Consider the following 14,591-nt stretch of genomic DNA (forward strand, 5'->3'; position numbering starts at 1 on the left):
CGGACGTTAGATGAGCATGACGTTCTGTTATTTTGCATACCAACATCCAAGCTTTATCTACCTAATGGCCAGTTTTTTCAAAGCTAACACCGCGCTCGACGTGGCCAAGCACTTGGCCCTGGTGCTGGGCGCGGCGGCGCTGCTCGTGCTGGGCTTTTTCTACGTGTACCTGCCCGTGACCACCCACCATGGCGAAACCATCACGGTGCCTAAAGTGACGGGCATGAACGTGGCCGACCTCACCAAGTACCTCGACGAGCGCAACCTGGCGTACTTCGTGGACGACTCCAGCTATAGCCCTGACATCCGGCCGTTTACGGTGCTGACGCAGGACCCCGCGCCGGGCGAAAAGGTGAAGGAGGGCCGTAAAATCTACCTGCAAGTGGCCATGAAGCGCCCGCCGGTCATCAAAATGCCTAAGCTAGTGGACGGCTCGGTGAAGAACGCCCAGCTCATCTTGCAGAGCTACGACCTGGTGGTGGGCCAGATTAAGCTGGTGCCCAACCTGGCCCAGAACGCCGTGCTGCGGCAGTTTGTGGGCGGTAAGGAAATTGCGCCCGGGGCCCCCGTGGCCAAGGGCACGCGCATCGACCTGGAGGTGGGCGACGGCCTGGGCAACCAGGAATTCCCGGTGCCGAATCTGGTGAACATGCCCCAGGACGAGGCCGTGACGCTGCTCGTGGGCCAGGGCCTGCAAAAAGGCGAGGTGTTTGAAGTAGCCGCCGAAGAAGGCCAAACCGCTGGCACTGTGGTGCGCCAGCGCCCCGTGCCCGGCCCCGACGCCACCATCCGCATGGGCCAGCTCGTAGACTTGTGGATTGCCAAGTAGCCGCTAGTTGGGGCGGGCTGCTGGCTCTTCGCTGGCTGCCCGCTAATCGTTGAATCGTTGAATCGTTTGGGAAACCCCCGGGGCCCCCAGCAATTACCGGGCAGCCAGCGAAGAGCCGGCAGCCCGGGGCTCCGAATTAGCTCCGCCCACCTCGGCAGGCACTAAAGCGCTGAGCTTGGCGTTGCCGCTCGAAGGAAATTAAAAATTAAAAATAAAGGATTAAAAATGAGGCGGATGGATGCCAATTAAACGGCATTTTTAATTCTTTATCTTTAGTTTTTAATTAACTATGATTCGACTGCTTCGCTTGTTGCCGATGCTGCTGCTGGCGCTGGCCGCCCGGGCCCAAAACGGGCTGCCCGTGCAGCCCCTGCCCGCCGACCCTAGCCGCTCGGCCCCCGCCCGGGGCCCCGTGGTGGCGCGGCGCGGCGCGGCCCTCACGCTGCCGTTTTTTGATGATTTTACGACGCCGCGCGAGGGCAACCCGCGGGTGCAAAACTGGCTGCCCGGCGGCGGGGCCCTGGTGAATAACCGCCTGCCGGTGCATCCGCTTACGCGGGGCGTGGCCACGCTCGACGGGCTCAAGGCCAACGGCCAGGGCTACGGCAACACGCCGAATTTTGGGGCCATCGACTCGCTCACTTCGCAGCCCATCGACCTGAGCGGCTACGGCCCCGGCAACGGGGTATACCTCACCTTTGCCTGGCAGGAGGGAAGCATAGTGGGTCCCTCGGAGCGTAGCAGCGGCAGCACGCCGGTGGCGCTGGAGCTGTTTTTCCTGGACCGCGACGGGCGTTGGGTGTCGCAGTGGAAGCAGCTGGCCAGCGGGGCGGCGGTGAGCGGCTTTCGGCAAAAAGCGGTGGCCGTGGCCGACGCGCGCTTTTTCCATGCCGGCTTTCAATTTCAATTTCAGGCTACTGGCAACGTGTCGGTTAGCACCGATGCCTGGAGCCTGGACTACCTCGTGCTGGGGCCCAACCGCACGGCCGCCGACACCACCTACGCCGACCTGGCTACCGCCCAGGGCCTGGGCAACCCGCTGCGCCGCTACACGGCCCTGCCCTGGTGGCAATACAACGCCGCCGCACCCGCCGACGAGTTGAGCCCCGTGCTCAACGCCGAAATCACCAACCTCAACCCGGGGCCCATCCCCACGCCCATCAGCTGGATGGGTACAGTGCAGGACGTGGCCGGCGGCTTCCAGGGCACATGGCTCACGGATAGCCGCAGCATCCCGACGCAGCCGCGCCAAACCGTCATCGGCGGCAGCGCCCGCACGGCGCCCCTGCCCACCACCAGCGCCGCCAAGCAGCTGCGCTACACCCTGGCCCTGAACACCCGCGTGGCCGCCGGCGACCGCACCTTACCCAATGACACGCTCAGCCGCGACGTGTTTCTCAACGATTACTACGCTTTCGACGACGGCTCGGCCGAGGCGGTACTGGCGCTGCCGGCTACGTCCACGGGCCCCATCCAGTACTTGGCCTATGCCCTCGATCTCAACCAGCCCGACCAGGTGAAGGGCGTGCGCCTGTACCCGGTATTCCTCAACAACGCCCAGGGCGATAACGGGGCCAACCGCAGCGTAACCATCGGTGTCTGGGCCGATGCCAACGGCCAGCCCGCCGCCACGCCCCTGATGACGCAAACCGCCACGCTGCGCAACCCGCTCACCAACCCATCGGCCGCCGCCCAACCGTTTGTGGACGTGTTTTTTGGCACCTCCGTGCCCGTGAGCGGCCGCGTGTACGTGGGCTACGGCCAAACCGCGCGCGGCCAGTTCCTGCCCTACGGCATCGACCTGAACAACCCGCCCCCCGCCAACACCCTCTGGCGCACCAACCAAGGCACGTGGCTACCGTTCTCAACCTTGCCTGCCGGGGCCCCCATGCTGCGCCCGCTGCTCACGAATAACCAGACGGTGATTACCGCCACCACGCCGCCCGCGGCTGCCGGGCCCCCCGCTGCGTTCTCGCTCTACCCCAACCCGTTGCCGGCGGGTGGTACCCTCGCGGTGGCGGGCCCCGCCTTCGCCCGCGCCAGCCTGCTCGACGCTCTGGGCCGCACCATCTGGGAGCAGCCCGCCGCCGAGGCCGGCCGGCCCCAGCTCATGCCCGGCCGCCTGGCCGCGGGCGTGTACCTGGTGCGCCTGCACCTAGCCAACGGCAGCACCGTGACGCGCCGCTTGGTGGTGACCGAGTAAGGAGATATGCAATACGACTTCCGCGCTTCCAGCCCCAGCGGGGCGGCCCTGTAATGTAAAACGGAGTGCCCCTCCGTTTTACATTACAGGGCCTAAAATCACTATTTGGCGGATTTCTCCAGTAGGCTCAAAAGCTCATCGGCGGCCTGCTCGATGTCGTAGTAGCTTTGCTGGGCAGCGCGCTCCTTGGCGGCGATGAGGCCGTCGCGGTGCACGGTTTGGAAGTCGCCGTAGGGAAATTTATAGCGCCCTTTGGCCGATTCCTGGTGGCTGGCGTCGAGGCCCAGGTGCCAGTTGGCGTACTCGGCCATTTCGTGCTTTTGGAGGAACGCGTTTTCGTGGGCCGGGTCGGGGTTGTGCTGGCCCCAGTGGCCTTCGTCATTCTTAATTTTGCCGTCCTTGATGAGCTTTTTGGCGAACGTGACGGCGGCGTGGTTGAGGGTGATGGACATGACGGGCAAGGAAAGGTGCGCCCCATCGTACGCGGCTCGGGGCCCCGGCGTTATGGCTGCGCTTTGCCCGCGCCCGCCCGGGGGGCCTAGTTCACGAATGGCATGTCCAGGTCCTGGCCCAGGCTGGTGAGGGGCGCGTTGGGCACTTGGCCGGTGAGGCGCGTGGTAAGGGCCCGGGCCTCGGCGGGGCTGAACACGTCCAGTTCGCGCAGCCAGGCTACGCGGCGCAGTTGGGGCTCGATGTTGCCCAGGGGGTTCACGGTGCCGTATTCGCGGCGCAGGTAGGTTTTGGCGCGGCGGTCGAGGGCGGTGGTAAAGTCCTGGAATGCGGCCCGTTCGGCGGGCGTGTCGGGCAGCACCACCTGGGCGCGGGCCGTGTGCAACACCCGCTGGCTCCACCAATTGTGCAGCCCGTAGTAGAAAACTGCCACCAGGCCTACCCCGCCCGCAACTACCCAGCCCCAGGACTCGGCCAGCCACGCGGCCCCGCTCACCTCGCGGGGCACCAGCGACGTGGCCAGCCACAGGGCCCCAAACAGCAGCCCCATCAGCTGGCGCTGCGGCACCTGGCGGCGGCGCTCGGCGCGCACGGGCAGGATTTCCTCGTAGGGCATTTCCAGCTCCAGGGCAATATGGCCACGGCCGTCGCGCTGGCACACGTAGAGGCCGTGCTCACGCAGGGCCAGCAGTGTGGCGCGGGTAAGCTGGCGTTGCTGAAAATGCATAGGGTTTTAGTTGTCCGTTGTTTGTTGTCAGTTGTCAGAGGCGAAATGCCGCAAATATTCTGACGCTAGCTGCTCGTTACTGGTCGTTCATCGTCAGGGAATCGATTAATACCTGACAATGAATAACTGACAACCAGCAACTGACAACTAAAAACCTACTTGAACGGAGAAGGCGTGAAGCAAAGCACAAAAATAACCACCATTGCCCAGCCCAGCCATTGGCGGCCGCGGCTCAGGGCGCGGTCGTCGGGCGCGGGCGGGTGGTAAATGCCCGTGAGGCGGCCCAGCAGCAGCCCAAACACCAGCCAGCCGGGATTGCCCAGCACCCCCGGCACGGCCGCCGCCACCGCTAGCTGCGCCGCCCAAATGCCGGCCGCCAGCAGCAGGCCCTGGCGCGGCGTGGGCAGCGCCCGCCAGCACACCAGCCCCAGGTACAGCGCGTAGGCGGGGCCCCAGTACAGCCACGTATCGGGGGCCGAACGCGGCGAAAACAGGCCCAGCCCAGCGTAAAAAATGAAGCCAATAAAAAGCACCCGCGCCAGCCGGTTGAAGCGCCGGGCCCCCAGTAGGCCGTACAGGATGTGGCCGCCGTCGAGCTGGCCCATTGGCAGCAGGTTCAGGGCCGTGAAGAACAGGGCCAGGGCCCCGGCCAGCAGTACCGGGTAGTGCAGCAGCTCGTTGGGGTGGGGCAGGCGGGCGGGGTCGGCGAAGCCCGCTTCGAGCAGGCGGTAGAGCAGCGGCCGGGCCAGGCTGATGCCGCCCGGGGCCCCCGGCGGGTACACGTACTGGGCGTAGTCGGCCCCGTACCGGGCGTATTCGGGATGAATCTGGAACAGGTAATCCAGCGGGGGCAGGTGCGTGAAGCCGTAAATCAGCAGCGGCACCGCCACTAAAAAACCCGCCAGGGGCCCCGCCAGCCCAATATCGAAGAATTCGCGCCGCGAAAAAATCCGGTCCTGGATGCGAATGACGGCCCCGAAGGTGCCTAATCCCAGCGGAAACGGAATGAAGTACGGCAGCGACGTGGCTATCCGGTTGCGCCGCGCCACGAAGTAGTGCCCAAACTCGTGCACCGTGAGCACGCCCAAAAATGGCAGCGCAAACCACAGCCCGCGCGCCCACTCGCCGGGCCCCGGCAGCGGCGGCAGGCCCCACACGTCCAGCGGTGGCAGGCCCACGTCGCCCCGCGTGAGCTGCACACCCGCCAGCGTGGTCGTCAACAGCGTCAGCAAAAACAGCCCCAGGTGGCGGGCGTACACCCGGGCCGGTGGCGCGGGCAGCCGCTCGTAGCGCCGAAAGCCCCAGCCGGGGCCCCCATCGGCATCTTCCGGCGGCGAGGTTAGCAGTTCGGGCAGGGGCAAGGGGGCCCCGGGGCCCGGCCCCGGTGCGGGGTCAAACTCAGGCAAGGGGGGCGTATTCTCGGGGAAAGGCACGGAGGGCTTCGGGCAGGGCGGTGGTGAGGGTGAGCGGCGGGGCCAGGTGCAGCACCCGCAGCCCCAGGCGGCGAGCGGTGGCCACGTGCTGGGGGCTGTCTTCGATGAATAACACGTCTTCGGCCCGCCAGTTCATTTCGCGCAGCGCGTGCTGGAAAAATGCCTCGCCCGGCTTGCGCATCCCCACTTCCTGCGAGTAAAACACGTGGTCGAGGCAGTCGGCAATGCCGTTTTTGAAGCCGTACTGCGCCGCCAGCCGCCGGTTAATTTCGGCAATGTGCAGCGCGTTGGTGTTGGAGAGCAGCGCCGTTTGGTGGCCCTGGCGGCGCAGCTCGGCCACTAGGGCCAGGCGCTCGGCGGGCACGTCGAGCAGCAGTGCGTGCCACGCCTGGTCAATTTCCTCGTCGGTGGCCTCCAGGTCGTAGGCCGCGCGCAGCCCGTCGCGGAACGCGGCCGGGGTAAGCTGGCCGGTTTCGAGCTGGTCGAACAGTTCGGCCTGCGTGGCCTGGCTGTATTCCACGGTGCTGCCCGCCCGGCTCAGGCGGCGGAAGGCGGCGGGGGTGCGGTCGTAATCAATGTCGATGAGAACGCCGCCGAAGTCGAAAAGTAAATGGGGAAGCATGGCTGTAAATGGGGCTGGGCCGGTAAAGGTCGGGGCCCCTGGCCCAACCTGCCCGGGGCCCCATTGCCCAAAACCGCCGCGCCTGCCGTAACTTTGCCCCTGCGGCGGCTTAGGCGGCGGCACCGGGCCTATAGCTCAATCGGTTAGAGCAGCTGACTCATAATCAGCAGGTCCTTGGTTCGATTCCAAGTGGGCCCACCTGAACGCCTTGCAAGTGTCTGAAATTCAGATATTTGTAAGGCGTTTTGCTTGACTGCGGGACGGCCTGCGGGACGGCCTGCGGGACAAAATTTCTGAACTGCTCATTTTTCCCTTCTATCGGAAAAATCTTTTTTGCGCTCGCGGGACAATTTTTTTCGGTTGGCTCAGGCCATCGGGTCAAATTGCCCACCAGCAACCGCTAGTGCCCCCATGCAGGCGGCTCGGTTAGATCTGGCTTCAAGGGCTTGCCGCTGGGCATACCAGCGGGTAGGCTTGCCCCGGTAGTGGGTTTTGCGGTATTTGCCTTGGCTCATGTAAGCATCTTCTACTTTGCGGTCTAAGGCGAAGGGCCTAATGAGGTGGCGTAGCCGGTGCGGGGTCAGTTGCGAATCATAGTGGAGCTGCTGGCCGGGGTAGGCCAGGCGGTGGGCAAAGTAGCCGGTGCCCCCGTGTAGGTAGAGAACGGTGGCGGCCTTGCCCGATACAGGGCAGCGCATCCGGTAGCGGCCGGTGCGGTGGCCGTGGCCGGGTAGGTTGCTGGGCAGCGCCTCCAGCGGTATCCGATAATCGTAGTCGGTAGTTTTGTCGTGGGTGTAGTGTAGGCGCACGTAGGGCGTGGTATCTGCCACCAGGTTCACCTCCAGTCCGACGCTACCCGTGGGCTGGCCGTTGCAACTGAACCGTAAAGTAGTGACGTGGAAACCGGGCCGTAGCAGTCCCGACTCGCGCAGAAAGGCTATCGAGAGGCTTTTGCATTCGTCGGCCGTGGTGGGGAAGTTGGGCATTCTAGGCATAATCTACAGGGCTTGCTCAGGTAGTCGAAATCCTTAGGGAAGTTACGACATAAACCGGGCATTATTGCAGCCAAAAACCCCGTATAATGTGCTTTACGGGCATATTTTACGGGGTTGAAGATACAGTAGCCGATCTTCAGCAGCTCTGCAAATAGTAGTCATATAGCAGACTGCCCAAAGAGCCACCTTCACCCACTGAAATACCTGGGTTCAGCTTTTCTAATAACTCTTTAGGAATGATAACGCCATAGTATCTAATGTCGGCATCAGACTCGTTATTGAGGTTGGTAAAGTTGAGGTGGTCGGGTGAATCAGGAGAGAATTGGGTGCTAATTTCCCAATTCCATGGAAAAAGCCTCCTCCAAACGGCCGCGCTATGACGCGGCGTTCCGGGCCGAAGCCCTGCGGCTGGCCAGCGAAAGCCGCTCGACGCTGACCGCTGCTCGGGCCCTAAATAGCAACGCCAAACTACTTATCAGTGGCAGAAAGCGGCCCAACAGCCCTTACCTGCTGACCCGCACGAGGCGGCCGAGGTGCGCGCTTTGCGGGCACAAGTGCGCCGGCAGGCGCGGGCGCTGGGCCAGCCCTGGTCGGCCGAGGCCCAGCAGTACCGGGCTATTTTGCGCACCCACCTGGTAGCGGCCCGGCAGGCCAACAGCCTGCCCGAGCTGCTGAAGCGCGGCGGCTTGGCCGCGCTCACACTGGTGATGCTGGGGGCCCTGGTTTACGGGCTGAACCGCTTTTTTCGGATCATCAACCAGCGGATTCTGCGTTGGCATGGCAGCCCGCTACGGTCCTGGCGCATCAACGGCTACGAGTTGCTGACCCAGGAGCGGCAGCTGGAAGTGCTGCGCACGGTCCTCAAGCTGCTGCGCCTGGCGCTGGTGGTCCTCACGCTGTACCTGGCCCTGCCGCTGCTGTTCGGCCTGTTTCCCTGGACGGAGGGTATCTCGCGGAAGCTGCTGGGCTACGTGCTGGGGCCCGTGCAGGGCGTAGTGCTGGGCGTGGTGCACTACGTGCCCAACCTGCTCACCATCCTCGTTATCTACTTCTTTACCACCTACGCCGTGTGCTTTTTACGCTTTCTGGCGGGCGAGGTGGCGGCGGGCAAGCTGGTCGTGGAGGGCTTTTACCCCGACCCGACTGGGCGCTGCCGACGTTCAACCTGCTGCGGTTTGCGCTGTACGTGTACGTGTTCATCGTCATCTTCCCCTACTTGCTGGGCTCCGATTCGCCGGTGTTTCAGGGCGTGTCGGTGCTGCTGGGCTTCATCATTTCCTTTGGCTCGACCTCGGCCATCGGCAACGTCATCGCCGGCATCGTCATCACCTACATGCGGCCCTGCCGGGTGGGCGACCGGGTGAAAATAGGGGCCGTGACGGGCGACGTGCTCGAAAAAACTCTGCTGGTGACGCGCCTGCGCACCATCAAGAACGAGGACGTGACCATTCCCAATTCCAACATCCTCTCGGGCCATACCGTCAACTACACAGCCGCCGCCAGCCACGACGGGCTGATTCTGCACACCACCATCACCATTGGCTACAACGTGCCCTGGCCGCAGGTGCACGCGCATCTGCTGGCCGCCGCCCGCGCCACCGAAGACGTGGAGGCCACGCCCGTACCCTTCGTGCTGCAAACCAGCCTCGACGACTTTTACGTGGCCTACCAGCTCAACGCCTACACCCGCCTGCCGCACCGCCAGGCCGGGCTGTATTCGCTACTGTACCAGCACATCCAGGACGAGTTTGCCCGCGTCGGGATCAAGATTATGTCGCCGCGCTGCTGCGCTACCCGCACCAGGGCTGGAGCCGGCAGCACCATTTCGCCCGCGCCGCTCGCTGCTCCCGTACCACAACCGTAAGCCCGGCTACTGAGTACAGCCGATGATATGAACCGATTTAAAGCCGTTTGGCTGAATCTTGATTCCAGCTTGTGGTTTGTGCCCACGCTGATGGTGCTGGCCGCTTTGGGTGCCGCCTACGGGCTGGTACACCTCGACCTCTACGTAGGGGGCGGCTGGACGAGGCGCTACCCGCTGCTGTTTGGTGCCGGTGCGGCGGGCGCGCGGGGCATGCTTTCGGCCATTGCCAGTTCCATGATTACGGTGGCAGGCCTGATTTTCTCGCTCACGCTGGCCACGCTGGCACAGGTGGCCAGCCAGTATACCTCGCGCCTGCTGCGTAATTTCATGCGCGACCGCACTAATCAGGTGGTAATGGGCTTTTTCGTGAGCATTTTCGTGTATTGCCTGGTGGTGCTGCGCACCATTCGGGGCAGCGACGAAGGCAGCTTCGTGCCATCGCTGGCGGTGGCCTTCGGGCTGCTGCTGGCCCTGGTGAGCATCGGGATGCTGATTTTTTTCATTCACCACATCGCCTCGTCCATTCAGGCGGCCAACATCGTGGCCAGGGTAGCGGCCGAAACCGAGGAGCTGCTCGACAAAGTATTTCCCAAGCGCCTGGGCGATGCCGCCACGCCCACCGAACATGCCGGCCTGGCCGCCGGCCCAGACTTGCACTGGCAGCCGCTGCCGGCTCCCACCACGGGCTATGTACAGGGCATCGACTACGATGAGCTGTTGGCCTTTGCGCATCGGGCGGGCGTAGTGGTGCGGATAGAGCATGCCATTGGTAGCTTCGTGGTGGCGGGTAGCGCGCTGGCTTCAGTAGCCACCCCCGAGGGCCAATCCTTGCCTGCTACTGACCAACTAACCAAGTCTTTGGCCGATTGCTACCGCATGGGCGACCAGCGCACTCTCGACCAGGATGTAGGCTTCGGGCTGCGCCAGCTGGTGGACATTGCCCTGAAGGCCCTTTCGCCCGGCATCAACGACACCACCACCGCCGTGATGTGCGTCGACCGCCTTGGCTCCTTGCTGCGCGTGCTGGCCGGCCGGTACCTGGCTAGCTCCGTGCGCGCCGAAGATGGCCAGGTGCGCGTGCTCACCACCGACCCGGATTTTGCCAGCTACCTGGCCACGGCCTTCGACCAGATTCGCGCCAACGCAAAGACGGCCCTGGCTATTTATCTGCGCTTGCTGGGGGCCCTGGGCACGGTAGCGGCCCAGTGCCCCGCCGGGGCCGGCCGCACAGCCCTGCGCCAGCAGGCCGACCTGGCGCTGGCCGCCGCCGAAGCCAACCTAACCACTCCCTACGACCTCGACCAGGTGCACGCGCGGTACCGGGAGCTGCAAGTTGAGTTGCTGGCCCTTCAGAGCGGTGTCCGTATTCACGCACAGAATTAAAAATTAAAAATGATGGTTCTTGGGGACTTTTAGTGGAGCTGAGGCAATTTAAGTATTTGCTGTGGCACAAATTACTGAAATTAAGTAGGTTATGATTCGCCGCCTATCCGCTAAGTAGCTGCTCCACTAAAAGCCTTCAAGAATCAAAATGATAAATCTGATAGTGAGATTTTTAATTAATGCCGAAGGCATGCGCTAACTTAAGCACTGCTGTGAAAAGTTGTTTCGGGCGGTGGGTCAGCGCCGTGCAGGACGCTAGGTAGCGCACGGTCCTGAACCTGCTCTCGCAGTTTGCGCCCGGCTATGACTACGCCGACGATGGCACCGCCAAGCGCATCTCTGGTTTTCTGGCTCCTGGCTACCTCACCAGCTCGTCCGTGGCCGAGTTTCACCCCAGCAAGCGCTTCAACCAGCGCCTAGCCCCGGGCCTAGGGCTTCCAGTGCAGTCAGAACCTGTCGCTGGGCCTCGTGCTCGACCGCAACCATCCGGCTAACCGGCTCAAGCAGCGTCGGATGTTGCGGGGGCCCTACGGATTAGCCTGCACTTCTTTCTTGATGCCGTCCAGGTTCTGCCGCGACCCGTCGAGCTGCTGTTGCAGGGCCGTGAGCTTGGTTTTTTCGGTTTCGATAACGGCCTTTTGGCGCTCTACCTGGGTGGAAAGCTCCTGCACCTTGCGGGCTTGCTCGGCCACGGTCGGATTGGCCGAGTTAAGGTCGGCGGCCACCGGTGCCTCGGTACCCGATTGGCAACTGGTGAAGGCCAGGGTGCTGGCCAGCAGCAAGGCGGCAGCGAAAGGAAAAGTAGGCATCGTTTTGGTGAATTAGGAAAATGAAACAGGATAAGCAGCTGTTTGTCAAGGGCTGGTTGGCTCATCGGGCAGCGCCAGCTCAATGTACAGCGGGAAATGGTCGGCGCCAACGGCGGGCCTGCGTTTCAGCGCTACTACCTGAAACGGCGTGCTGACAAAAAAGTGGTCGAGCGGCCGGCGGGCCAGGCGCGAGCGGGCATTAAAGGTGTTGAAAAGGCCGCGCCCAAGGCTCACGTTGTGCAGCTCGCCGGCGCGGGTGAGCTGGTGCATGGTGCCCGACCAGCTTACGTCGTTGAAGTCGCCGGCCACGATGGCGGGCCGCTCACTTTCCCGCGCCACGTCGGTCACTTTCTGTAATGCCGCGCCGTGCAGGCCCATGCCATCGGGGTAGGTATCGGGACGGGCGGCGTGGGGTGAACGCCGAAAAACGTAACCTGCCGGCCATCGGGCAGCCGCAGCCGCGTGCGGATGGCACGCCGTGCTGAAGCAGGTTCTGCACCTGCGTGTGGGCCAGCGGCAAGTGCGAGTAGAGGATTATGCCGCGGGCACCGGCGCGGGGTAGCTCGACGCGGTAGGGGTAGCCGGGCTGCAACGGCCGCAGGGCCTGCGCCCACCAAGCATCGTGCTCCAGGGCCAGCAGCACATCGGGCCGAACCTCGGTTGCCAGTTGCCGCAGGCGGGCATCCTGGCGGTTGGTCATCAGCACGTTAGTCACCAGGATGCGCAGCCGCGCGGTCGCGCCGGGGTAAGCATCGGGTACGGCTCTGGGAGCGAAGGGTAGGTAGGGCCACAGGAAAAAAGCCTGTACGCCCAGGCCGATGCCCGGGCCGGCGAGCAACCCCCGGCGCGCCGGCCAGCCCAAGCCCAGCCACCCCAGCAGCCCCAACGCCAGCACCACCAGCACCACCAGCACCTGGAGCCGGGGAAACACCAGCACCTGCACCCACCATTTGTTGGACGGCACCACCGAAACCAGCGTCAGCAGCAGCGCCAACGCGCTTAGGATAGCCAGTAGGTAGTGTAGCCCGGTCAGGAAATGCCTCATTGGCAACGTGGAAAATAATTAGCCCGGCAGTAATTGTCAGAGCTGCGGAGGGGCCGAACCAGGGCTGCGCTGTGCTTTGATTAAAAACCAAGTGGGGCCCCGGCTGCTACTGCGTTTTGGCCTGGGTTTTCACTCCCTTCAGGTTTTGCTTGGCGCCGTCGAGCTGCTGCTTCAGGCCTTCGAGCTTTTTCTTCTCGATATCGGCCTGTTCTTTTTGGTTATCTACGGCCCGCTCCCGGTCTTTCACCACGTTTTTCCGGTCGGCGTACGCTCGCTTCTGCGCATCTACCTGCTGCTGGAGTTCAACCACTTTTTGGGCCTGAAGGGCCACGGCGGGGTTACTAGACTTTAGGTCGTTGCTGACCGAATGGCCCAGCGAGCAGCTGCTCAGCGTCAGTCCAAACATAGCGCAGCAGGCAAAGGAGAGAAAAGTATTCATAAGTTGGGGTGTTAGCGAAAAATAAGTCGACTGCTAGGTAAGAAACTCAACGATAAATGCATCTTATGGTTGTTAAATAGTCCATTTTTCAGGTCAGTGTACAGCTTGGTTGCTGCTGGTCCGCCGGCTCTTTCAGCCGGCGGACCGATTATCGTCAGGGCAAACAAACGGGGGCTGAAAGGCAACGTTTTGTGCAAGTTCCGTTAAAAATCAGGTGGTGGTCTAAAACGGGGTGGTCCGGCGATTCTTTCTCTGGTCGGATCACCCTTACAATGACCCGGAGCCGCTGTTTTTTAGCAAGAGTGGCCCGACGAAGCCCTTCGGGTAATTCGCCGGACCACCCCGTTTTAAACTACCGCCAAAAATTAATAAGCTTGCGCAGCTACCGTGGGCAATGGTCTAGCGTTTAGCGGGCCGGGCCGGGGCATCAGTAGCGATGAGCAGCTGTACCGGCTGGCGGCCCCCGCCCCGCAGGCGCAGCCAGGCGGCCAGGCGCTGCTGCTCGGCGGTGGGCAGCGCCCGCCGCACGCGCAGGGACACCACCACCGTGGTATCGGCCTGCAGCGAGTCGGCGGCGGGCCGCACGAGGCGGCTCAGGCCCAGCTGGTGCACGGCGGGGTGCTCGGCCTGCACCTCGCGCAGCAGAGCAGCCGCCGAGGGCAGGCTGGGCACGGCCAAGCTATCGGCGCGGGCCAGCTGCTGCTGAAGCTGCACCAAGCGGCCCTCGTAGCTCACCAGGGTTTGCTCGTTGCGGTTGCGCACGTCTTCGAGCACACTGGCCCGCAGGGCTTGGGCATCGGCCGAATCAACGTGGGCCAAGCCTTGGCGCACGGTGAGCTGGGCATTATCAAGGCGATATTTTGGCAGTTGGGCGCGGGCCGCCCGTAGTTGGGCTGGGGTGAGCTGCTGGCCGGCCAGCAGTACGTTGACGGTGTGCGCCGTGGCCCCAATGCGGCTGGTAACGACGTAGGTGCCGGGCAGATTCAGCTGCTCTTCCACAAAGCGCTGGGCGTTGTGGGTGAAGGTGCCGTTACGCACGATGCCGACGGCCAGGTACACGCTGGGCGCTGCCGTGAGCAGGGCCAGCCCCCAGATGATGTTGCGCACGTGCCGGGCCCCGCCGGCCGTCTTAAACTCGTGGTGCGGCAGCGGCAGAATCTGAATGACCAGGAACGTAGAGAGGCTGATAAATACGCAGTTGATCGAAAACAAGTACAGGGCCCCGCCAAAATAGGCCCAGTGCGCGGTGGCCAGCCCGTAGCCGGCCGTGCACAGCGGCGGCATGAGGGCCGTGGCGATGGCCACGCCGGGAATCACGTTGCTGTGCTCGCGGCGAGTGAGGCCCACGGCCCCGGCCGCTCCGCCAAACAAAGCAATGAGCACGTCCCAGGTGGTAGGCTGGGTGCGGCCCAGCAGCTCGGAGCCGGCATCGGTGAGGGGCGTGAGGCGGAAGTAGAGCGCCGACACGGCCAGGCTGAGCAGCGTAGCGGTGAGCAGGCTTTTGGCCCCGCGCCGCATGAGGTCCAGCTCCATCGTGGCCGCCCCGTAGCCGATGCCCACGATGGGCCCCATAAGCGGCGAAATAAGCATGGCCCCGATAATGACGGCCGTGGAGTTGACGTTTAGCCCCACCGAGGCCACCAGAATGGCAAAAATTAAAACCCACAGGTTGGTGCCCTGAAACGGAATGCCCGCCTCCACATCGGCCTGGATTTCGGCCGGGTCGGCCATATCGTCGGTGAGCAGGAAGCGGGTGCGCAGGAAGCGCCAGAGGGAAGCCAGCATAAGGTGG

General features: G+C 63.5%; 15 protein-coding genes and 1 tRNA gene. 6 read left to right on the forward strand and 10 right to left on the reverse strand.

The annotated features are described in order from the left end of the window. The first annotated feature begins 64 nt into the window (after positions 1-64). Positions 65-829 carry a PASTA domain-containing protein gene (locus tag DDQ68_RS00430; RefSeq protein WP_109651835.1) on the forward strand — a complete coding sequence of 255 codons (765 nt, stop codon included), beginning with the start codon at positions 65-67 and terminating at the stop codon, positions 827-829. Positions 830-1,118: 289 nt separating this feature from the next. Further along, positions 1,119-3,032: a T9SS type A sorting domain-containing protein gene (locus tag DDQ68_RS00435; protein ID WP_162549670.1), complete on the forward strand. Its 1,914-nt coding sequence runs from the start codon at positions 1,119-1,121 to the stop codon at positions 3,030-3,032. Positions 3,033-3,133: 101 nt separating this feature from the next. Here DDQ68_RS00435 and DDQ68_RS00440 read toward each other — a convergent pair whose 3' ends face one another. From DDQ68_RS00440 to DDQ68_RS00455, 4 genes are all read right to left on the reverse strand, one after another. Further along, positions 3,134-3,484 carry a hypothetical protein gene (locus tag DDQ68_RS00440; protein WP_109651841.1) on the reverse strand — a complete coding sequence of 117 codons (351 nt, stop codon included), beginning with the start codon at positions 3,482-3,484 and terminating at the stop codon, positions 3,134-3,136. Between the two features lie 86 nt (positions 3,485-3,570). Continuing rightward, entirely contained in the window at positions 3,571-4,209 is a 639-nt protein-coding gene (locus DDQ68_RS00445) for a hypothetical protein (RefSeq protein ID WP_109651844.1), read from the reverse strand. A gap of 155 nt (positions 4,210-4,364) precedes the next feature. After that, a complete protein-coding gene (locus DDQ68_RS00450) occupies positions 4,365-5,615 on the reverse strand; it encodes a site-2 protease family protein (protein ID WP_245897215.1) in 1,251 nt (416 codons plus the stop codon). Beyond that, a complete protein-coding gene (locus tag DDQ68_RS00455; RefSeq protein WP_109651847.1) occupies positions 5,608-6,264 on the reverse strand; it encodes an HAD family hydrolase in 657 nt (218 codons plus the stop codon). Before DDQ68_RS00455 ends, DDQ68_RS00450 begins: the two co-directional genes overlap by 8 nt. Before the next feature lie 124 nt (positions 6,265-6,388). Between DDQ68_RS00455 and DDQ68_RS00460 the strand changes: the two genes are divergently transcribed. Further along, a tRNA-Ile gene (locus DDQ68_RS00460) sits at positions 6,389-6,462 on the forward strand. 167 nt (positions 6,463-6,629) lie between these two features. Here the strand turns inward: DDQ68_RS00460 and DDQ68_RS00465 are convergent. Further along, the gene (locus tag DDQ68_RS00465) at positions 6,630-7,250 is read right to left on the reverse strand and encodes a hypothetical protein (RefSeq protein WP_109651849.1); all 621 of its coding nucleotides are present in this window, start codon (positions 7,248-7,250) and stop codon (positions 6,630-6,632) included. A gap of 551 nt (positions 7,251-7,801) precedes the next feature. Here DDQ68_RS00465 and DDQ68_RS24365 point away from each other — a divergent pair. From DDQ68_RS24365 to DDQ68_RS00475, 3 genes are read left to right on the forward strand one after another with little or no spacing between them, the layout of a single operon-like run. Next, positions 7,802-8,623, forward strand: a complete 822-nt coding sequence (locus tag DDQ68_RS24365; RefSeq protein WP_342767422.1) for a hypothetical protein — start codon at positions 7,802-7,804, stop codon at positions 8,621-8,623. Next, entirely contained in the window at positions 8,593-9,123 is a 531-nt protein-coding gene (locus DDQ68_RS22295; RefSeq protein ID WP_342767456.1) for a mechanosensitive ion channel family protein, read from the forward strand. Before DDQ68_RS24365 ends, DDQ68_RS22295 begins: the two co-directional genes overlap by 31 nt. Positions 9,124-9,150: 27 nt before the next feature. Continuing rightward, positions 9,151-10,506, forward strand: coding sequence for a DUF2254 domain-containing protein (locus DDQ68_RS00475; protein ID WP_109651855.1), 1,356 nt, complete (start codon positions 9,151-9,153; stop codon positions 10,504-10,506). 527 nt (positions 10,507-11,033) lie between these two features. On the opposite strand, the gene DDQ68_RS00480 is transcribed toward DDQ68_RS00475, so the two are convergent. The 5 genes from DDQ68_RS00480 to DDQ68_RS23320 all read right to left on the reverse strand — a co-directional run bounded on the left by DDQ68_RS00480 (position 11,034) and on the right by DDQ68_RS23320 (position 14,584). Continuing rightward, positions 11,034-11,315: a hypothetical protein gene (locus DDQ68_RS00480; protein WP_109651858.1), complete on the reverse strand. Its 282-nt coding sequence runs from the start codon at positions 11,313-11,315 to the stop codon at positions 11,034-11,036. 45 nt (positions 11,316-11,360) lie between these two features. Further along, entirely contained in the window at positions 11,361-11,693 is a 333-nt protein-coding gene (locus tag DDQ68_RS25070; RefSeq protein ID WP_109651862.1) for an endonuclease/exonuclease/phosphatase family protein, read from the reverse strand. Next, entirely contained in the window at positions 11,638-12,360 is a 723-nt protein-coding gene (locus DDQ68_RS22300; protein WP_162549673.1) for an endonuclease/exonuclease/phosphatase family protein, read from the reverse strand. Before DDQ68_RS22300 ends, DDQ68_RS25070 begins: the two co-directional genes overlap by 56 nt. A gap of 106 nt (positions 12,361-12,466) precedes the next feature. After that, the gene (locus DDQ68_RS00495) at positions 12,467-12,799 is read right to left on the reverse strand and encodes a hypothetical protein (protein ID WP_162549674.1); all 333 of its coding nucleotides are present in this window, start codon (positions 12,797-12,799) and stop codon (positions 12,467-12,469) included. A gap of 399 nt (positions 12,800-13,198) precedes the next feature. Beyond that, positions 13,199-14,584: a DUF389 domain-containing protein gene (locus tag DDQ68_RS23320; RefSeq protein ID WP_109651871.1), complete on the reverse strand. Its 1,386-nt coding sequence runs from the start codon at positions 14,582-14,584 to the stop codon at positions 13,199-13,201. Positions 14,585-14,591: the final 7 nt, after the last annotated feature.

Source organism: Hymenobacter nivis (assembly GCF_003149515.1).
Classification (GTDB): Bacteria; Bacteroidota; Bacteroidia; order Cytophagales; family Hymenobacteraceae; genus Hymenobacter; species Hymenobacter nivis.